This window comes from Streptomyces sp. NPDC050564, from assembly GCF_044457265.1.
In the GTDB taxonomy this organism is placed as follows: domain Bacteria; phylum Actinomycetota; class Actinomycetes; order Streptomycetales; family Streptomycetaceae; genus Streptomyces.
The window spans coordinates 42,043-61,759 of sequence record NZ_JBITGS010000021.1; the positions used below are offsets into that span (position 1 = coordinate 42,043).

The 19,717-nt window shown below is 71.3% G+C and carries 13 protein-coding genes; 7 read left to right on the top strand and 6 right to left on the bottom strand.

Annotation, left to right across the window (positions count from 1 at the left end):
- Both ACIBK0_RS30335 and ACIBK0_RS30340 read left to right on the top strand, forming a co-directional pair.
- Nucleotides 1–2,062 (top strand): SUKH-4 family immunity protein (locus ACIBK0_RS30335; RefSeq protein ID WP_399086939.1); only part of this gene is annotated, 2,062 nt, incomplete at its 5' end.
- Nucleotides 2,063–2,365: 303 nt separating this feature from the next.
- Nucleotides 2,366–3,253, top strand: a complete 888-nt coding sequence (locus tag ACIBK0_RS30340) for a cellulose-binding protein (RefSeq protein ID WP_399086941.1) — start codon at nucleotides 2,366–2,368, stop codon at nucleotides 3,251–3,253.
- Between the two features lie 177 nt (nucleotides 3,254–3,430).
- Here ACIBK0_RS30340 and ACIBK0_RS30345 read toward each other — a convergent pair whose 3' ends face one another.
- The 3 genes from ACIBK0_RS30345 to ACIBK0_RS30355 form a co-directional block, all read right to left on the bottom strand.
- Nucleotides 3,431–5,083: a cation acetate symporter gene (locus ACIBK0_RS30345; RefSeq protein WP_399086943.1), complete on the bottom strand. Its 1,653-nt coding sequence runs from the start codon at nucleotides 5,081–5,083 to the stop codon at nucleotides 3,431–3,433.
- The gene (locus tag ACIBK0_RS30350) at nucleotides 5,080–5,592 is read right to left on the bottom strand and encodes a DUF485 domain-containing protein (protein WP_399086945.1); all 513 of its coding nucleotides are present in this window, start codon (nucleotides 5,590–5,592) and stop codon (nucleotides 5,080–5,082) included. The genes ACIBK0_RS30345 and ACIBK0_RS30350 overlap by 4 nt, the downstream gene beginning before the upstream one ends.
- A 304-nt stretch (nucleotides 5,593–5,896) precedes the next feature.
- Nucleotides 5,897–7,393, bottom strand: a complete 1,497-nt coding sequence (locus ACIBK0_RS30355; protein ID WP_399087184.1) for an MFS transporter — start codon at nucleotides 7,391–7,393, stop codon at nucleotides 5,897–5,899.
- A 429-nt stretch (nucleotides 7,394–7,822) separates the two neighbouring features.
- Between ACIBK0_RS30355 and ACIBK0_RS30360 the strand changes: the two genes are divergently transcribed.
- Together ACIBK0_RS30360 and ACIBK0_RS30365 are read left to right on the top strand one after the other, a co-directional pair.
- Nucleotides 7,823–8,611, top strand: a complete 789-nt coding sequence (locus ACIBK0_RS30360) for an ABC transporter ATP-binding protein (protein ID WP_399086947.1) — start codon at nucleotides 7,823–7,825, stop codon at nucleotides 8,609–8,611.
- A complete protein-coding gene (locus ACIBK0_RS30365) occupies nucleotides 8,608–11,178 on the top strand; it encodes an ABC transporter permease (protein ID WP_399086949.1) in 2,571 nt (856 codons plus the stop codon). Before ACIBK0_RS30360 ends, ACIBK0_RS30365 begins: the two co-directional genes overlap by 4 nt.
- Before the next feature lie 102 nt (nucleotides 11,179–11,280).
- On the opposite strand, the gene ACIBK0_RS30370 is transcribed toward ACIBK0_RS30365, so the two are convergent.
- Complete coding sequence (locus ACIBK0_RS30370; protein ID WP_399086951.1) at nucleotides 11,281–12,711, bottom strand: DUF2079 domain-containing protein; 1,431 nt, start codon at nucleotides 12,709–12,711, stop codon at nucleotides 11,281–11,283.
- A 449-nt stretch (nucleotides 12,712–13,160) separates the two neighbouring features.
- On the opposite strand from ACIBK0_RS30370, the gene mfd reads away from it, so the two are divergent.
- Nucleotides 13,161–16,691: a transcription-repair coupling factor gene (mfd, locus tag ACIBK0_RS30375; protein WP_399086953.1), complete on the top strand. Its 3,531-nt coding sequence runs from the start codon at nucleotides 13,161–13,163 to the stop codon at nucleotides 16,689–16,691.
- Nucleotides 16,692–16,821: 130 nt separating this feature from the next.
- Here mfd and ACIBK0_RS30380 read toward each other — a convergent pair whose 3' ends face one another.
- On the bottom strand, nucleotides 16,822–17,406 hold the full coding sequence (locus ACIBK0_RS30380) for a TetR/AcrR family transcriptional regulator (RefSeq protein ID WP_399086955.1): 585 nt from the start codon (nucleotides 17,404–17,406) through the stop codon (nucleotides 16,822–16,824).
- A 106-nt stretch (nucleotides 17,407–17,512) separates the two neighbouring features.
- Here ACIBK0_RS30380 and ACIBK0_RS30385 point away from each other — a divergent pair, with 106 nt between their 5' ends.
- Nucleotides 17,513–18,436: a hypothetical protein gene (locus tag ACIBK0_RS30385; RefSeq protein WP_399086957.1), complete on the top strand. Its 924-nt coding sequence runs from the start codon at nucleotides 17,513–17,515 to the stop codon at nucleotides 18,434–18,436.
- A 143-nt stretch (nucleotides 18,437–18,579) separates the two neighbouring features.
- Here ACIBK0_RS30385 and ACIBK0_RS30390 read toward each other — a convergent pair whose 3' ends face one another.
- The gene (locus ACIBK0_RS30390; protein WP_399086959.1) at nucleotides 18,580–18,759 is read right to left on the bottom strand and encodes an Rv0909 family putative TA system antitoxin; all 180 of its coding nucleotides are present in this window, start codon (nucleotides 18,757–18,759) and stop codon (nucleotides 18,580–18,582) included.
- A 161-nt stretch (nucleotides 18,760–18,920) separates the two neighbouring features.
- Here ACIBK0_RS30390 and ACIBK0_RS30395 point away from each other — a divergent pair, with 161 nt between their 5' ends.
- Complete coding sequence (locus tag ACIBK0_RS30395; protein ID WP_399086961.1) at nucleotides 18,921–19,646, top strand: HNH endonuclease family protein; 726 nt, start codon at nucleotides 18,921–18,923, stop codon at nucleotides 19,644–19,646.
- Nucleotides 19,647–19,717 lie beyond the last annotated feature (71 nt).

Sequence of the window (19,717 nt, forward strand, 5' to 3'; positions counted from 1 at the left end):
TCCGGGTGGTCCGCAGGGCACGCCTCCTCCGGGTGCGCCCGCGTACGGGTTCCCGCAGGGTCCGGGTGGGGTTCCGGGTACGCCGCCGCCCGGCGTGCCGCAGGGTTCGGGCGTCCCGGGCACGCCGCCTCCGGGCGCCCCGGTTCCGGGTGGTCCGCAGGGCACGCCTCCTCCGGGTGCGCCCGCGTACGGGTTCCCGCAGGGTCCGGGTGGGGTTCCGGGTACGCCGCCGCCCGGCGCGCCGCACGCTCCGGGTGCCCCCGGCACGCCGCCGTCCGCCGTGCCCTCGCGGCCCCTGCCGCCCAACGCCGGTGACATCGCCGACGCCGCGACCAGCAAGGCGCAGGCGCCGCCGCGGGGTGCGCGCGGTGGTGGAGCGAGCACACCGCATCCGCCGAGCGCCCCGGGTGTGCCGGGTGCGCGGCCGGGGAGTACGCCGCCGCCGTCCGGGCCCGGTGCGCCGGGGACCCCCGCGGGCGGTTACGTGCCGACGCAGCTCGTCTCGCAGCTCGGTCCTGACGGGCCCGAGGGGCTCCCGGTTGCGCCTGCCGCGCCCGCTGCTCCGGGGCAGCCCGGTGCTCCTGGTGCGCCGCAGCCTCCGGGTGGTGTTCACCATGCGGCGACGATGCTGTCCGGTCCGGCGGTCGGTGGTCCCGGTGCGCCGCAGCCTCCGGGCGCTCCTGGTGTTCCCGGTGCGCCTGCCGCGCCCGGTGCTCCGGGTGTGCCGCAGCCCCCGGGCGGTACGCCGCCGGGCGGTGTTCACCATGCCGCGACCATGCTCGCGGGTCCCGCCGTCGGTGGTCCCGGTGCGCCGCAGCCTCCGGGCGCTCCTGGTGTTCCCGGTGCGCCTGCCGCGCCCGGTGCTCCCGGTGCGCCGCAGCCTCCGGGCGGTACGCCGCCGGGTGGGGCTCACCACGCGGCGACCATGCTTGCGGGTCCCGCCGTCGGTGGTCCCGGTGCGCCCCCGCCTCCGCAGGCTCCCGGTATGCCTCCGGGCGCTCCCCAGCCGCTGCCCGGGCAGGCCATGCCGGGGCAGCCGATGGCTCCCGGTCAGCAGCCGCCGGCGTACGGCTATCCGCAGGCGGGGCAGCCGACCGTCGGGCCCGGCTATCAGGCCGTACTGCGCTATCGCGCGCAGGACGGCTCCGAGCAGCAGTTGATCCGGCGCTCCGCGCCCGGTACGCCGCACCCGGAGTGGCAGATCCTGCACGAGCTGCGCGCGATGAACGTGCCACCGCAGCAAGTGCTGGAGCTGCACACGGAGTTGGAGTCGTGTGAGCTGCCGGGCGCGTACTGCGCGCGGATGATCCGGGAGACGTGGCCGCAGGCGCGGATCACGAGCATCGCGCCGTACGGCACGGATCACGCGAGCCGTCAGCAGGGTATGCACCAACTCCTCGCTCATCAGGGAGAGTTGCACCAGGTGGCGGACGGTCCGGCGCGTCCGGCGCCGGTACGGGCCCCGATTCCGCCGGTGCAGCCCGCGCCGCCGATCCCGCCGGAGGCGATCGGGCAGGAGCTGGCGGCGGCGTTCGGGCCGGGGGTGTTCCGGTTCGACCAGGCGGCGGTCTCGCGTCAGGGCGTGCCGAACATCGTGGCGCACACGCTGGTGGTGGCCGGACTTCCGGTCGACATGGGCCCATTCTTCTGGGCCCAGGCCCAGCCGGGCCGCCCGGTGCCGACGCTCGCCGAGCTGGCGCAGGAGCGCGGGGTGCAGCCCGCCGCGGACGCGGGCTCGTACCTCGTCATGGGCAGCGACTTCGGCAGGGCGATCTGTGTCCAGTACGGCACGGCGAACATCGTGGCCGTGCCGGTGGAGGCGGGTCCGGGCGGTGCACCGGTGCCGCCGCAGTTCGTGAACACGGGGCTGCCCGAGTTCGCGCGCTGCCTGGCGCTGCTCGGCCGTATGTGGCGACTGCGCTTCGGCCTCAACCAGGAGCAGGCGGGCCGCTGGACCGTCGACTTCCAGGCCCAGCTCGCCTCCCTCGACCCGGCTGCCCTCGGGTCCCCGGAGAGCTGGTGGTCGGTCCTGCTCGAGCAGATGTGGGACGGGCTGCTGTAGCTCCGCGGGCACATGTACGACCGAGGCGCCCGACCCGTGTGACGGGTCGGGCGCCTCGGTCGTTCGGGCATTCGTGCGCTTCCCTCCCGGGGTCGGTGATGCCGTGGGGTGGGGCCGTGCGCAGGCCCGACAGCCCTTCTCGGCGCTGCGTTGCGGCACCGCGATTCCGGCTTCTGGCCTCAGATGACGCATCTCTGGCCGGATGGCCGGGCGGAGTGTCGCGTTATGAACACTTCTGCCTGATCCATCAAGATATGCGCGAAATCTTCATTTCGTGTAGGTCGGGCGTAGAGGGGTTCGAGGATGAGCAGCGCATCGGTGTCGCCGCACGGCTTCACGGCCGTACGGGGGCGCGGTTACCGTCCCGAGCAGGTCGACGTGTACGCCGCGGCGCTCTCCCGGGACCGGGACGCCGCCTGGGAGCGGGCCGCCCGGCTGACCGTGCTGGCCAAGGAGATGGGCGCGGAGTTGGAGCGGCTGCGGGAGACCGTGGCGCGGCTCGCTCCGCAGACGTACGAGACGCTCGGTGAGCGTGCCCGGCGGATCTTCGAGCTCGGCGAGGAGGAGGCCGCGTCCGTCCGCGACACCGCGCGCAGTGAGGCCCAGCTGGTCGTCGACGAGGCCGAGGCGGCGGGGCGGCAGCTGCGGGAGGCCGCGCAGGCGTACGCCGACGAGGTGCGGGGCGAGGCCGAGGAAAGCGCCCGGCAGCGGCTGCTCGCCGCGCGCGCGGAGGCCGACGAGATGCGGATCTCGGCCCGCCGTGACATCAAGGAGAACCGCGGTGAGGCGCTGGCCGCGCTGCGGGAGACGCGGCAGCGTATGGAGGGGCTGCTCGCCGACCAGGAGAAGGAGCGCGCGGAGCGCTGGGCGGAGGCCGAGCGTTCCGCGGCCGAGCGGGAGGCCGCACTCGACGCGCACCACGTCGAACGCGTCGCGCTCGCCGAGGCCCAGCTCGACGAGGCCGAGCGGGCCTTCGCGGAGGCCGAGGAGTCGGCTCGATGCCGACAGGAGGCCGCGGTGGCCCGTGCCGGCGAACTGCTTGCCGAGGCGCGGGTACGGGAGGATGGGATCGCCCGGGACACCGAGCGGGTGCTGCGCGAGCACGGGGAGCGGTGGGACGACGTACGGGCCCAGATGGACCACGTACGCACGAGCCTCACGACCCTGACGGGGCGGGCGCCGGCGGAGTAGTGCCAACGTCGGGCGCTGCGACGGCGGTCGCGACGCCACCGGGACGGCGCGAGCGGTTGCGGCGGCGCGCGGTAGCCCTACGGCGGCTGTGGCGCTACGGGCGCGGCGCCCATAGCGCCGTGAGGGGTGGTTGGTTCGGTGCCCGGGCCGCGTATTTCGCTGCTACTGGCGCCCGGACTAGCTCCCCCTTCGTACCGCCCCCGCCAGGATCCACCCTTCCACCGCCTCGTACTGCCTCCTCTGCTCCTCCGCCTTCCTTCGGCCGGAGGCCACCGTGCCCAGCCAGCCGTAGGCGAAGCCGAGGGGGATGGAGACGAGGCCCGTGGTCGTGAACGGGAACCAGTTGAAGTCGGCGTCGGGGAAGGCGGAGGTGGGGGAGCCGGAGACGAGGTTGGTGCCGGGCATGAGCAGAAGGACGGTGAGGGTGCCGCCGATGAGGGTGGCGAGGAGGCCGGTGCGGGTGTAGCGGCGCCAGAAGAGGCTGTAGACCAGGGCGGGTGCTATCGCGGAGGCGCCGAGGCAGAAGGAGAGGGTGACCAGGGGCTGCAGGCTGTGGTGTTGGACGAGGGTGGCCAGGAGGATGGCCGGTGCGCCGACCGCGAGGGCGGAGACGCGGGCCAGGATCATCTCGCGGTGCGGTGACAGCTCGTCGTCGCGGCGGCGGCCGCGGAAGAACCGGCCGTGCGCGAACACGTCGTGGGCGAGGGAGTTGGCGCAGGCGAGGATCATCCCGGCGACCGAGGCGAGCAGGGTCAGGAAGATCGCCGACGTCACCGTGGTGAAGAGGAGGGATTCCGCCGTCGAGACGTCCGCGCCGAAGGCCGCCCTGGAGCCCAGGAGGTAGGCGGTGTTGCCCTGTGGGTCGGCGCCCGCGATCACCCCGCGGCCGATCAGCGCCGTGGCGCCGAAGCCGATGACGCTGATGACGAGGACGAACAGGGCCACGCACGGCACCGCCCAGGACATCGAGCGGCGCACCTGGCGGGCGCTGCCCGCCGTGTACATCCGCATGGTGATGTGCGGGAGGCAGGCGCCGCCGAGGACGACGGTCAGCTCCGAAGTGATCATGTCCAGGCGGGGGCTGGGGCCGCCCGCGAACTCCAGGCCCGAGTGGAGGAACGCGGAGCCCACACCGCTGTTGCTGCCGGCCGCATCGAGCAGCGCCCCCGGGCTCCAGTCGAACCGGTGCAGGATGAGTACGGCGACGACGGCCCCGGACCCGAGCAGCATCACGATCTTCAGGATCTGGATGAGGGCGGTGCCCTTCATACCGCCGATCGCCGCGTAGCTGATCATGAGCGCGCCGAGCCCGATGATGCAGCCGGTCTTGAGGGAGTCGCTGGAGAAGCCGAGGATGAACGCCAGCAGGTCGCCGGCTCCCGCGAGTTGGACGAGCATCAGCGGCAGCAGCGCGACCAGCGTCACCGCGCACGCGGTGATGCGAACCGCGCGCCCCGGCATCCGGCGTGCGAGCGCGTCGCCCATGGTGAACCGGCCCGCGTTGCGCAGCGGTTCGGCCAGCAGGAACATGAGCAGCATGAGGGAGAGGGCCGTGCTGAGGGCCAGTACGACGCCGTCGTAGCCGGCCAGCGCGATGACCCCGCCCGTGCCGAGTACGGTCGCCGCGGAGATGTAGTCCCCGGCGATGGCAAGCCCGTTGCGCATCGGCGACAGCGATCCGTACCCCGTATAGAACTCGTCCAGGTCGTCACGGTCGGGGCCGGTCATCACGCACAGCAGCAGCGTGATCGTGGCCACCGTCGTGAACGCCACCAGCGACATGGCCTGCGCGGAACTGCTGAACCCGGTCAACCCGGTCACCCCTGTCATCGTGCCGCCTCCCGCTTCGCGTCCAGCTCCGCCTGCTTGCGGATCCGGTCCGCGATGGGGTCGACGCGCCGGCGTGCCGAGTACTCGTACAGCCCGATCGCCAGACAGGTGACGGGTACTTGGAGCAGTCCGAGCAGCAGCCCGGTCGACAGTCCGCCGGACACCGTGCTCGTCATCAGGTCCGGCGCGAACGCGGAGAGGAGGAGGAAGAGGGTGAAGTATCCGAGCGCGGTGAGCGTCGCCACCCGTCGCTGCCGGCGGTACGCACCGCGTAGGAGTCTGAGGTCGCTGTGGTGTCCCAGCGCCTGGTGCCGCGGCAGACGCCTTCTCTCGGGCTCGGGTGGCGGGGGCTGCCAGGGGTAGGTGGCGTAGGAGGGTGGGGAGCTGTTCGGGAACTGCGGATAGTGGTGGGACGGTTGGTACTGCGGTGGGGACGACGGCTGGTGCGGCGCTTGGTGCCTCGGTAGGCGCGACGGTTGGTACTCGGGGGACGAGAACGCGTCTGGCATCCCGTTTCTCCTTGCGTGGCTCGGGTCCGGTGCGGACCGCAGGGAGCTGGGGGGTGAGCAGCGCACGCTACCCGCAGGTAGTCGCGGCGCGCGAGGGTTTCACCAAACCGAGCGGTCGGTATGCGCTTACTTCGGTGACCTGGGGTGTTACCCGCGTTTACCCCTGTTGTCGTGCGGAACTCATGTGAAGCCTGTACTTCGGGGATGCGACGCGCCGCTCCACGGAACTGCCCACGCAAGCCCGGCCACTACGACCTGATCGCTCCCGACGGCGGGACGCCGGCTGACCGGGCCGGGCGTTGTCTCAGTCCGCGGGGTTCTTCAGCACCGGAAAGCGGCACGGTGCGACGAACAGCAGGATCAGGAAGGAGAGCGCGGCCGCGCAGGCCGCCCCCAGGTACACGGCGTGGACCGCGTCGGCGACCGCGTGGCGCAGGTGCTCGGCAGGGGCGCCCGAGTCCAGCGCGCGGGTCACCGAGTCGAGATCCCCCGCGCCGCCGAGCCGCGCGGCCAGCACCCCGTTGGCGACCGCGCCGAACAGGGCCGCGCCCAGGGTCTGTCCGGTCTGGCGGCAGAAGAGGACGGACGCGGTGGTGGTGCCGCGTTCGGCCCAGCCGACGGTCGACTGGACGCCGATGATCAGGGGGAGTTGGAAGAGGCCCAGCGCGCCGCCCAGCAACAGCATCAGCAGGGCCGGCTGCCACGGCCGGCCCGGGTAGGGGAGGAACGGGAAGGCCAGCAGGAGCAGGGTCGCCGCGCCGATGCCGATCATCGCGGTGTTGCGGAAGCCGATCCGGCGATAGACGTGCTGGCTGAGCGCTGCCGATACCGGCCAGCTCAACGTCCATACGGAGAGAACGAATCCGGCGGCGATGGGGGCCAGGCCCAGCACCGCCTGCGCGTAGGTGGGCAGGAAGACCGTGGGGGCGACCATGAGCAGCCCCAGCGCGCCGAGTGCCAGGTTCACCGCCGCGATGGTGCGCCGCCGCCACACCCAGCCGGGGATGATCGGCTCGGCCGCCCGCCGTTCGACCAGCACGACCACCGCGACCAGGCCGAGTCCGGTGCCGAACAGGGCGAGCGAGGGCGCCGACAGCCAGTCCCAGGCGACGCCGCCCTGCACCAGCGCGGTGAGCAGGACGCCACCGCAGGCGAAGACGGAGAGCGCGCCCGCCCAGTCGATGCGCGGACGCCGGGTCGTCTCCCGTGCCGGCTCGTGCAGGTGACGGGCGATCAGCCACAGGGCGAGCGCGCCGATCGGCAGATTGATGAGGAAGATCCACCGCCAGTCGGCATACGCCGCGAGGACTCCGCCGAGCGCGGGACCCGCGATCGCCGAGGTCGCCCACACGGTGGACAGCTTGGCCTGGATCTTGGGGCGCTCCTTGAGCGGGTACAGGTCGGCGGCGAGCGTCTGCACGGTGCCCTGGAGGGCGCCGCCGCCCAGGCCCTGCACGATACGGAAGGCGATCAGCGCGGCCATGTTCCAGGCCGTGGCGCAGAGCAGGGACCCGAGGAGGAAGAGGACGGCGCCGGCGACCAGCACCGGCTTGCGGCCGAAGGTGTCCGACAGCTTGCCGTACACCGGCAGCGTGACCGTCACCGCCAGCAGATAGCCCGAGAACAGCCAGGAGAAGACGGAGAAGCCGCCGAGGTCGCCGACGATCTGCGGTACGGCCGTGGAGACGATGGTGGAGTCGAGCGCGGCCAGCGCCATCGCGAGCATGAGGGCGGCGACCACGGCGCGGCGTCCGCGGGTGTCCCGAGGCCGGCTCGCCGAGCCCGTCGCCGCGGCTCGTATCTCGGTTTCCCCCTGGTCCACGAGATTCCTTCCCCTTGCACCTATCTGCCGAGGAACACTCTCCCACTTGGCCCTCACGTCGCGGGAGGGTGGACGCTGAGTGGGCTCAAGGGTGGAGGCGACCCCGAGAGGGACTCCACCGAAGGGTGGAGGGCCCCTAGGGGGATCTCCGTACTAGGGGTCGGGGAGGGTTCGTCCCGCTGGAGGACGAGACGGGGCAGGCCCGTCCTTAACCTGGCTTTACGCCGCTGGGGAGCACGTCCGGTCGTACGGACCGCACCTTTGGGGGTGGGGTTTTCCCCAGCAAAAGACTGCGCTGAGCACCAGCGCGCCGGACCACCGCCCGGCACCAGACTTACCGACGTACCGAAGCGCACGTTCAACCGCTGAGCAGCGGAATCATCTGCTGCCCGACATAGGAGACTTACCGTGACATCGGCTGTGACCATTCCCAGGCACGGGGGCACTGGAGGGCGTACGGCCGTTGCCGCGCGGGCGCGGCAGGTCGTGAAGGCGTACGGGTCGGGGGAGACCCGCGTCGTCGCCCTGGACCACATCGACGTGGACATCGCGCGGGGCCAGTTCACCGCGATCATGGGCCCCTCGGGGTCCGGCAAGTCCACGCTGATGCACTGCCTCGCCGGGCTCGACACCGTGACGAGCGGACAGATCTACCTGGACGAGACCGAGATCACCGGGCTCAAGGACAAGAAGCTCACGCAGCTGCGCCGGGACCGGATCGGCTTCATCTTCCAGGCGTTCAACCTGCTGCCGACGCTGAACGCGCTGGAGAACATCACGCTCCCGATGGACATCGCGGGTCGCAAGCCGGACAAGGGCTGGCTGGACCAGGTCGTGGAGACCGTCGGCCTCGCCGACCGCCTCAAGCACCGGCCGAACCAGCTCTCCGGTGGTCAGCAGCAGCGCGTCGCCGTCGCCCGTGCGCTGGCCGCGCGCCCCGAGATCATCTTCGGTGACGAGCCGACCGGAAACCTGGACTCCCGTGCGGGCGCCGAGGTGCTCGGCTTCCTGCGCCGCTCCGTGGACGAGCTCGGCCAGACCATCGTGATGGTCACGCACGATCCGGTGGCGGCCTCGTACGCGGACCGGGTGCTGTATCTCGCGGACGGCAGGATCGTCGACGAGATGTACCAGCCGACGGCCGACCAGGTCCTGGACCGCATGAAGGACTTCGACGCCCGGGGGCGTACGTCATGACCGTCCTGAAGACCTCGATGCGCAACTTCTTCGCGCACAAGGGACGCATGGCCCTGTCCGCCGTCGCGGTCCTGCTGTCGGTGGCCTTCGTCTGCGGCACGCTGGTGTTCACCGACACGATGAACACGACGTTCGACAAGCTGTTCGCGGTCACCTCCTCCGATGTGACGGTGCTGCCCAAGGCGGCCAAGAGCGACGACACCCCGCAGAACGGCAAGCCCGAGTCGGTGTCGGCCTCCGTACTGCAGCGGGCGAAGAAGGCGCAGGGCGTCAAGTCCGCCGAGGGCGCGGTCAGTTCGATGAACGTGACCGTCGTCAACAGCGACAACAAGAACATGGGGTCCAGCAACGGCGCCCCGACCATCGCGGGCAACTGGACCAGGAACGACCTGCGTTCGATGGAGATCACCTCGGGCCGCGCCCCGCGCGGACCGACCGAGGTGATGGTCGACGCCGACACCGCCGACAAGCACCACCTGAAGATGGGCGACGAACTGCGCACCATCGCGGTCACCGGTGACCTCAAGGCGAAGATCGTCGGTATCGCCACCTTCAAGGTGACCAACCCGGGTGCCGCCGTCGTCTACTTCGACACGGCCACCGCGCAGCACGAACTGCTCGGCGCCACCGGCCGGTTCACGCAGATCAACCTCTCCGCCGCTTCCGGTGTCTCCGACGCGCAGCTCAAGCAGAACGTCTCCACGGCGCTGGGGGGGTCGGGTTCCTTCAAGATCCAGACCCAGAAGGAGAACGCCGACGAGAACCGCAAGGGCGTCGGCGAGTTCATGAACGTCATCAAGTACGCCATGCTCGGCTTCGCCGGCATCGCGTTCCTGGTGGGCATCTTCCTGATCATCAACACCTTCTCGATGCTGGTCGCCCAGCGCACCCGAGAGATCGGCCTGATGCGCGCCATCGGCTCCTCCCGCAAGCAGGTCAACCGCTCGGTTCTGGTCGAGGCACTGCTGCTCGGCTTCTTCGGCTCGATCCTCGGTGTCGGCGCGGGCGTAGGCCTCGCGGTCGGCCTGATGAAGATCATGTCGTCGATGGGCATGGACCTGTCGACCCGCGACCTCACGGTGAAGGCGACCACCCCGGTGGTGGGTCTGCTGCTGGGCGTCGTGGTCACCGTCCTCGCCGCCTACCTCCCGGCCCGCCGCGCGGGCAAGGTCTCCCCGATGGCCGCGCTGCGCGACGCCGGCACCCCGGCGGACGGCAAGGCGGGTCTCGTACGCGGTCTGATCGGCCTGGTGCTGACCGGCGCCGGAGCCTTCGCGCTCTACGCGGCGGCCAACGCCGACAAGGCGAGCGACGGTTCGCTGGTGCTGGGCGCGGGTGTCGTCCTCACCCTGATCGGCTTCGTGATCATCGGCCCGCTGCTCGCGGGCGGGGTGGTCCGGGTCATCAGCGCCGTACTGCTGCGGATGTTCGGCCCGGTCGGACGGCTCGCCGAGCGCAACGCGCTGCGCAACCCGCGCCGCACGGGCGCCACCGGTGCGGCCCTGATGATCGGCCTTGCCCTGGTCGCCTGCCTCTCCGTGGTCGGCTCGTCCATGGTGGCCTCGGCGACGGACGAGCTCGACAAGTCGGTCGGCGCTGACTTCATCGTCCAGGGCAACCAGCGGATCGTGCCGCAGGCCGAGAAGGCCATGGAGACGACGCCGGGCCTGGAGCACGTCACCCGCTACAAGGACCTCAGGGCCAAGACGACCTCGCCGGACGGTCAGGTCGACGATTCCGGGATCACCGCGGCCGACCCCTCCTACGCCCAGGACCTGCGCCGCAAGACGACCGCCGGTGAGCTGTCGGCGGCGTACGGCAAGGACGCCATGTCGGTCGGCTCGGACTACGCCAAGAAGCACGGGGTGAAGCTCGGCGACACCCTGACCGTCGCCTTCAAGGACGGCGAGACGGCGAAGCTCAAGGTCGCGGCCATCACGGACGACGACGTGGCCATCGACAAGGGCGCCCGGTACACCAGCCTCGAGACGATGAAGAAGTACCTGCCCGCGAACAAGATCCCGCCGAACGAGATCATGTTCGCCAAGGCCAAGGACGGCCAGGAAAAGCAGGCGTACGCGGCCCTGAAGAAGTCCATGGAGCCGTACCCGCAGTATCAGGTCCGCGACCAGACGGACTACAAGCAGGAGCTCAAGGACCAGATCGGCCAGCTCCTGAACATGGTCTACGGTCTGCTGGCCCTGGCGATCGTCGTGGCGATCCTGGGCGTGGTGAACACCCTGGCCCTGTCGGTCGTCGAGCGCACCCGCGAGATCGGCCTGATGCGCGCCATCGGCCTCTCCCGCCGCCAGCTGCGCCGCATGATCCGCCTGGAGTCGGTCGTCATCGCCCTCTTCGGCGCCCTCCTCGGTCTCGGCCTGGGCATGAGCTGGGGCGCCACCGCCCAGAAGCTTCTCGCCCTGGAAGGGCTGAAGGTCCTGGACATCCCGTGGCCGACGATCACCTATGTGTTCATCGGCTCGGCGTTCGTGGGCCTGTTCGCCGCCCTGGTCCCGGCGTTCCGGGCGGGCCGGATGAATGTGCTGAACGCGATCGCCACCGACTAGCGGCCGAGAGGTCGCCGCACAGCCACCGCGAACGGGGGTTGCGGGGGACGGGCCCGGCCCGAGGAGAGTCGATCTCCTCGGGCCGGGCCCGCGGCGTGTCTCCTACCGCCTCTTGAGAAGTACGTAGCCGTAGGCGGCGCCGATCACCGAGTACTCGGCGTGCGGGTGCAGTTGACGGGCGTACGCCTGGACGTCGTGGTGGGAGTGGTCGGTGTCGTCCAGGGCTATGAAGTCCGGGGTGATCCCGTGGATGGTGCCGACCCAGAAGACCCTGCAGCGCGAGGTGAGACGGCTGCTCGGCCCGGTGTTCGCCTCGACGCTCGCCCCGTCCGGGACGAGCGCCAGCATCCGCTCGACGGCACTCACGCGCGCGGGTTTGCGATACGCCTCGGGCTCGGTCAGCAGGGACAGCGGGAGCGTGGTCATCAGCGCGAGGGAGGCCGCGGCGACGGCGGCCGGGAGGTGCAGCGCGTACGAGCGCAGCCACGGGCGCGGGCTGTAGCGGGCGCGGGAGAGCGCGTCGGCGAGGGCGAGCGAGAGGACCGGCATCAGGACCGCGCTGTAGTGCCAGTCCGTTCCCCAGTAGTGCGCGTCGGAGGAGCCGAAGCGCCAGCCCAGGGTCGGCAGGGCGACCAGGAGGAGCGGGGAGCGCAGGGCGAGCAGTCCGGTGGTGGGGATCAGCAGCCAGGCGAGGGTACGGAGTTTGGTGCCGATGCCGTCCAGGGGGCTGCCCGCGTCGCCGACCTTGTCCCAGTAGGCGTAGGCGGCCCCGGAGTTGAAGGCCGGTATCACCAGGGTGAGGGTGACCACCGTGGCCAGCACGCCCAGGGCGGCCACTCCGAGCGCGTACCGCACCGCGGTGGGGGACGAGTGCCGGGCCCGCACCGCGACGACCAGGGCGATCGCGGCCACCGTGAGCCCCAGGTCCTCCTTCACGAGCACCAGGGGCAGGGCCCACAGGAGGGCCGCGCGCCGGCGGTGGGCGAGCAGCGCTTCGAGGGCGAAGGCGATCAGCGGGACGGCGAAGCAGATCTCGTGGAAGTCGAAGTCGACGGCGCGCTGAATACCCCACGACAGCCCGTACGCGACCCCGAGCCCGAGCCCGCGTTGACGCCCGAGCAGCCCCGCCGCGGCCCGGGTGACCGGCACGGCGGACAGCGCGAGCAGCGCGGCCTGCGCGACGAGGAGGGTGACGGGCGTGGGGAACAGCCGGTAGGCCGGGGCGAGCAGCGCGGTGATCGGGCTGAAGTGGTCGCCGAGGATGTTCGTGCCGGGGCCCTTGAGGTCGGCCACCGGGGCCTGGAGATGGGCGTAGGCGCGGACCGCCTGTTCGAAGATGCCGAGGTCCCAGGACTTGGTGGCGAGGTGCCGGTAGCGGCCGAGGGAGAGCGCTGCGTACGCCACGAAGAGGACGGCGGCGAGCAGGTGGGGGTCGCGGGGGCGCCGGTCACGGGTGGGGGCGGGCGTGACCGGCAGGGGTATGTGGGGGGTCGCCGGGGCGCGGTCCGGTGGGGCGGCCTGGGCTGTGTGCACGGGGTGGTCCTTGGGCGGGGGTCGCGGCTGGGGGGGTGCGGGTTGGCGTCGGTGAGTTTTCGCCCCGGCCGCCCCTGCCCGACCCATCTTCCAGGGGCACTGCCCCTGGACCACGCCCGGGGCTTCCCTCCCCGGCCACCGGGTTGTTTCGGCTGCGGGTGGGTGGGGGCCGTCGCGCAGTTCCTCGCGCTTCTGAGGGGGCGCACCATGCCCTCCTCGGCCCGGGCCGGCAATCTCCAGCCTGTACGGCGATCGAGGACGAGCGCGTCAGCGGGATGCGGGGGCTGGGGCGGAGCCCCGGGGAGGCCCACCCCACGCCGGGGTGCGAGGCGCCGGGCCTGTGGACAAGGCCCGGCGCCGCGCACCCCGGCGTCGTAGGCTTGAGACCCCCGGCCCGTCACACGTGTCGGGCGGTTCGCGTTGCCCACTCCCCGGGATGGAAGCCCTTCATGAGCCTGCACGGTCTGCTCGACGCCGTCGTCAAGGACGCCGCCCTCGCGGAAGCGGTGGGGGCCGCCACCGACGGCACCCGTATGCACGTCGACCTGGTCGGCCCACCCGCGGCCCGCCCCTTCGCGGTGGCGGCCCTGGCCCGCGAGGCCGGCCGCCCCGTGCTTGCGGTGACGGCGACGGGCCGCGAGGCCGAAGACCTGGCCGCGGCGCTGAGGTCCCTCCTTCCGTCGGAGGGCGTCGTCGAGTACCCGTCGTGGGAGACGCTCCCGCACGAGCGGCTCTCCCCGCGCAGCGACACCGTGGGCCGCCGCCTCGCCGTTCTGCGGCGGCTGGCCCACCCGCGCCCCGACGACCCGGAGACCGGCCCGGTCTCGGTCGTCGTCGCCCCGGTCCGCTCCGTGCTGCAGCCGCAGGTCAAGGGCCTGGGCGACCTGGAGCCGGTGGCGTTGCGCACGGGGCAGAGCGCCGACCTGGGCGAGGTGGTCGAGGCGCTCGCGGCAGCCGCGTACTCACGGGTCGAGCTCGTCGAGAAGCGCGGCGAGTTCGCGGTCCGCGGCGGCATCCTGGACGTCTTTCCGCCCACCGAGGAGCACCCGCTGCGGGTGGAGTTCTGGGGTGACGACGTCGAGGAGATCCGTTACTTCAAGGTCGCCGACCAGCGGTCCCTCGAAGTCGCCGAGCACGGCCTGTGGGCGCCGCCCTGCCGCGAGCTGCTGCTCACGGACGACGTACGCAGGCGGGCGGCCCAGCTGGCCGAGGAGCACCCGGAGCTGGGCGAGCTGCTCGGCAAGATCGCCGAGGGCATCGCCGTAGAGGGCATGGAATCCCTGGCACCGGTCCTGGTCGACGACATGGAGCTGCTGCTCGACGTCCTGCCCAAGGGCTCGATGGCCGTCGTGTGCGACCCGGAGCGGGTGCGGACGCGGGCCGCGGACCTGGTGGCGACGTCGCAGGAGTTCCTGCAGGCGTCCTGGGCGGCGACCGCCGGCGGCGGCGAAGCCCCCATCGACGTGGACGCGGCCTCCTTGTGGTCCATCGCGGACGTACGGGACCGGGCGCGCGAGCTGGACATGATGTGGTGGTCGGTGTCGCCGTTCGCGGCCGACGAAGAGCTCGACACGGACACCCTCAAGCTGGGCATGCACGCCCCCGAGACCTACCGCGGTGACACCGCCCGGGCCCTCGCCGACACCAAGGGCTGGCTCGCCGACGGCTGGCGCACGGTGTACGTCACCGAGGCGCATGGCCCCGCCGCCCGTACCGTCGAGGTCCTCGGCGGCGAGGGCATCGCGGCCCGCCTCGACACGGAGCTCGCGGACATCGGCCCTTCCGTCGTCCATGTCTCGTGCGGTTCGATCGACTACGGCTTCGTCGACCCCGCGCTGAAGCTCGCCGTCCTCACCGAGACCGACCTCTCCGGCCAGAAGGCGGCCGGCAAGGACGGCGCCCGCATGCCGGCCCGCCGCCGCAAGACCATCGACCCGCTGACCCTCGAAACGGGCGACTACATCGTGCACGAGCAGCACGGCGTCGGCCGCTACATCGAGATGGTGCAGCGCACGGTCCAGGGCGCGACCCGCGAGTACCTGGTCGTGGAGTACGCCCCCGCCAAGCGCGGCCAGCCCGGCGACCGCCTCTACATCCCCACCGACCAGCTGGAGCAGATCACCAAGTACGTCGGCGGTGAGGCCCCCACGCTGCATCGCCTGGGCGGCGCCGACTGGACGAAGACCAAGGCGCGCGCCAAGAAGGCGGTCAAGGAGATCGCGGCGGATCTGATCAAGCTGTACTCGGCGCGGATGGCGGCCCCGGGGCACGCGTTCGGCTCCGACACCCCGTGGCAGCGCGAGCTGGAGGACGCCTTCCCGTACGCGGAGACCCCCGACCAGCTGACGACGATCGCGGAGGTCAAGGAGGACATGGAGAAGACGGTCCCGATGGACCGTCTGATCTGCGGCGACGTGGGTTACGGCAAGACGGAGATCGCGGTCCGCGCCGCCTTCAAGGCGGTGCAGGACGGCAAGCAGGTGGCCGTCCTCGTCCCCACGACCCTCCTGGTGCAGCAGCACTTCGCCACCTTCTCCGAGCGTTATTCGCAATTCCCGGTGAACGTCAGGGCGTTGAGCCGTTTCCAGACGGACACCGAGGCGAAGGCGGTCCTGGAGGGCCTGCGCGACGGCTCGGTGGACGTCGTCATCGGCACCCACCGGCTGTTTTCGGCGGAGACGAAGTTCAAGGACCTGGGCCTGGTCATCGTCGACGAGGAGCAGCGCTTCGGCGTCGAGCACAAGGAGCAGCTGAAGAAGCTGCGCGCGAACGTCGACGTACTGACGATGTCCGCGACTCCGATCCCGCGCACCCTGGAGATGGCGGTCACCGGCATCCGTGAGATGTCGACGATCACCACGCCCCCGGAGGAGCGCCACCCGGTCCTGACCTTCGTCGGCCCGTACGAGGAGAAGCAGATCGGCGCGGCCCTGCGCCGCGAGCTGCTGCGCGAGGGCCAGGTCTTCTACATCCACAACCGTGTCGAGTCCATCGACCGCGCGGCCGCGCGGCTCAGGGAGATCGTCCCGGAGGCACGCATCGCGACGGCGCACGGCCAGATGGGGGAGCAGGCTCTGGAGCAGGTGGTCGTCGACTTCTGGGAGAAGAGGTTCGACGTGCTCGTGTCCACCACGATCGTCGAATCCGGCATCGACATCTCCAACGCCAACACGCTGATCGTCGAGCGCGGCGACAACTTCGGCCTCAGCCAGCTGCACCAGCTGCGAGGCCGAGTCGGACGCGGCAGGGAACGCGGATACGCGTACTTCCTCTACCCCCCGGAGAAGCCGCTGACGGAGACCGCGCACGAGCGTCTCGCGACCATCGCCCAGCACACCGAGATGGGTGCGGGCATGTACGTCGCGATGAAGGACCTGGAGATTCGCGGCGCGGGCAATCTGCTCGGCGGCGAGCAGTCCGGTCACATCGCGGGCGTCGGTTTCGACCTCTACGTACGCATGGTCGGCGAGGCGGTCGCGGACTACCGCGCCTCGCTGGAAGGCGGCGTCGAGGAGGAGCCGCCCCTGGAGGTCAAGATCGAGCTCCCGGTCGATGCGCATGTCCCGCACGACTACGCGCCCGGCGAGCGGCTCCGTCTGCAGGCCTACCGTTCCATCGCCTCCGCCAACACGGAGCAGGACGTCAAGTCCGTACGCGAGGAACTCGTCGACCGCTACGGCAAGTTGCCCGAGCCGGTGGAGAACCTGCTGCTGGTGGCCGGTCTGCGGATGCTCGCGCGCGCGTGCGGCGTCGGCGAGATCGTCCTCCAGGGCAACAACATCCGCTTCGCCCCGGTGGAGCTGAGGGAGTCCCAGGAACTCCGCCTGAAGCGCCTGTACCCGGGCACCGTCATCAAGCCGGCCGTCCACCAGATCCTGGTGCCCCGCCCGAAGACGGCGAAGGTGGGCGGGAAGCCGTTGGTGGGGCGGGAGTTGCTGGGGTGGACCGGGGAGTTCCTGGCGTCGGTTCTGGGGTCGTAGGTCCCGGCTCCTGCGCTGGGCGCCGCCTGGCCGGCGTACGGGGAAGGGGAAGAGGCGGTGACGGTCGCCCGGCGCGCGAGCTGGTCGGGGGGCTCGACCGAGTGCGGCTCCGGGCAGGAGCCGCGCCCGGTCAGTGGGAGCGGAACAGCATTCCCGTCAGGGCGTGGAAGACCTCCTCGGGGTCCTGGTCGCCCACCGGACCGTCCAGGTTGTGGCTCAGGAGCAGCGTGGCGAAGCCGTGGGCGAGGGACCAGGCGGCGACCCCGGCGAGGCGGGCATCGGGGCCGCGGCCCTCGGCCGGCACGGAGGTGACCGCGGCGCGCAGGCGCTCGCCCGCGAGGGTCCTGGCGGTTGTCAGCTCCAGGTCGTTCTGACGCAGCAGTCCAGGTGTGAACATCACCTGGAAGTGCGCGGGATGCTCACGCGCGAACCGTACGTAGCGCACGCCCGCGTCCCTGAGATCCGCGGCCTCCGCGAGCGCGCCCGCCAGCAGCTCGTACCCCTCGGCGGCGATCGCGGTGAGCAGGCCGGTGCGGTCCTTGAAGTGGTGGGCCGGCGCGGCGTGCGAGACGCCCGCGCGGCGGGCCAGGTCCCGCAGGCTCAGCGCGGACGGGCCGTCGACGGTGATGACGTCCAGCGCGGCGCTGAGGATCGCGCGGCGCAGGTCGCCGTGGTGGTAGGGGCGCGCCGAGTCACCGGTCTTCGCGGAGTTCATGGTCAGCAGCGTACGCCGAATCTAGGCATTGACAAGTTCGATGGGCTCGGGCAATCTAGTCAGTGTCAAGTTGTGGAGCGAGTGAGACGCGACGAGGGGTGGAGTCATGTCGGAGAACGTCCGCGGGGCGAGCGCCACGAGCAAGACGGAAGCCGGAGTGGGGGCAGGTGTCGAGCTCGGCCGGGTGCGTCAACTCTGGCATCTGCTGGAACCTTTGCATGCCGTGCTCTACTACGCGCCGGAGGCCTTCGAGGAAGCGGCCGCGCTCGGTTACGGCACACAGGAGCGCTGGCCGAGCTACTTCCCGTACCGCGCCGCGCCGTTGGGGGCGGTCGGGAGCGAGCGCGTGACCTCCGCCTTCTACAGCTTCAGCCCGCGCATGGTCGCCGAGCACATGAAGTCGGCGTGGCGGACCGCGAGCCCGGAGCAGGTGCTCACGGCGCGGGAGCGCGCTGTCGATCGGGCCTACCGCGCGATATTCGGGGACCGCGTCTCCAGTCCCGAACTCGCCCAGGCCGCCGCCCTGGCCCGCCGTGCCGCAGAAGCCGCGAACACCGCCGGTCGCCCACTCGCCGCCGCCAACGCGGAGTTGGTGTGGCCCGAGGCTCCCCATCTCCAGTTGTGGCACGCGGCGACGATCCTCCGTGAGCATCGGGGTGACGGCCACCTCGCCGCACTGCTCATCGCCGGGCTGGACCCCGTGGAGTCACTCGTCTCCTTCGCGGCGATAGGTGCGGCCTCCGTGGAGCGCTTCGAGAGCCGGGGCTGGAGCCCCGAGGAATGGACCGCCGCCCGCCAACGCCTCATCGCCCGCGGCCTGGTGAGCGACGACGGCATCGCCACCCCCGCCGGCCACGAGCTGCGCCGCCAGGTCGAACAGCACACGGACGAACTGGCCGCCGCCCCGTGGCGCGCCCTCGGCCCGGACGGCGCCGCCCGCCTCGCCGACCTGCTCGGCGAGTTCTGGGTCGCGGTGCTGAGCTCGGGCCTGCTGCCTTCGGAGACGACGCTGGGGATCGGGAAGGTGTGAGAGGCGAGGTGACGACGCGCCCGGCAGGCCGACTCCGGCTCGGGCAACGCAGAACCGCCCGCGGAATCAGGTCTCCGCGGACGGTCTCTGTTGCCTGGGGTTCAGGGTGATTCAGTCGGCGCAAGCCTCCGTATGTCTCCGGGTTATTGCTGTTCGGGCCGGTCGCGGTCCATGCCCGTCGCGCCTTCGACCTTCTGCTGCGCGTCGTCGACCTGGCCCGTGTACTTGTTGCCCGACTTCTCGTTGACTTCTTGCTCTGCGGCGTCGGACATCTGTTTGGCCTTGTCCTGGCCGTGACTCTTGAACCTGTCGAAGATGCCCATCCAGAGCTCCTTCCGGAGGTGACTCACCACCGACGATACGCCCGGCGTGCGTCGATTGCCCGTTGGGTGCGGGTATGGCCGAGGGGTCCCGGCCGCTACCTTGGGACCAGGGGAAACGCGCCCGTACAGGGCGGACCCGGGGAGGCAAGGGGAGGGACGCCGTGCTGCGTCTGAGGGGTGGGGCGGCCGCGGCCGCGCTGGTGGTGTTCGTCGTCGGTGCCGGTGTGAGCGGCTGCAAGAAGGAAACCACGGGTTCCGCGGGCCCGCAGGAGACGGCCGCCGGCGGCGCGGCCCTCGCCGCCGTGGACTCGCTGACCGTCAAGGGGCGCGCCCCCAAGACGGGATACAGCCGGGAGAGGTTCGGCACGGCCTGGGCGGACACGGACTCGAACCGGTGCGACACCCGCGACGACATCCTCAAACGGGACCTGAAGGACGTGAAGTTCAGCGACGGAGAGTGCAAGGTGAGTTCCGGGATCCTTTCCCCGGATCCGTACGGGGGTCAGGACGTGACCTTCGTGCGCGGTCGCAGCCTGGTGGACATAGACCACCTCGTCGCGCTCTCGGACGCCTGGCAGAAGGGCGCCAAGTACTGGGACGCGAGCAAGCGAATAGCCCTGGCCAACGACCCGCTCAACCTCCGTGCCGTCGGCGCCAGCGCCAACCGCAGCAAGGGCGACGGCGACACGGCGACCTGGCTCCCGCCCAACAAGGCGTACCGCTGCACATATGTCGCCGCGCAGGTGGCCGTGAAGAAGAAGTACGGGCTGTGGGTCACCGCCGCCGAGAAGGCGGCCATGAAGAAGGTGCTCTCCGGCTGCCCCGGCCAGAAACTCCCATCGGGCGGCAACGCGACACAGGCGCCGAAGCGGTTCCACGCGAACTAGTGTCGTGTCAGCCACGCCACGTCCGACTGCTCGTCCGCCGATATCGACAGGCCGGCGACTGAGTGCGAACC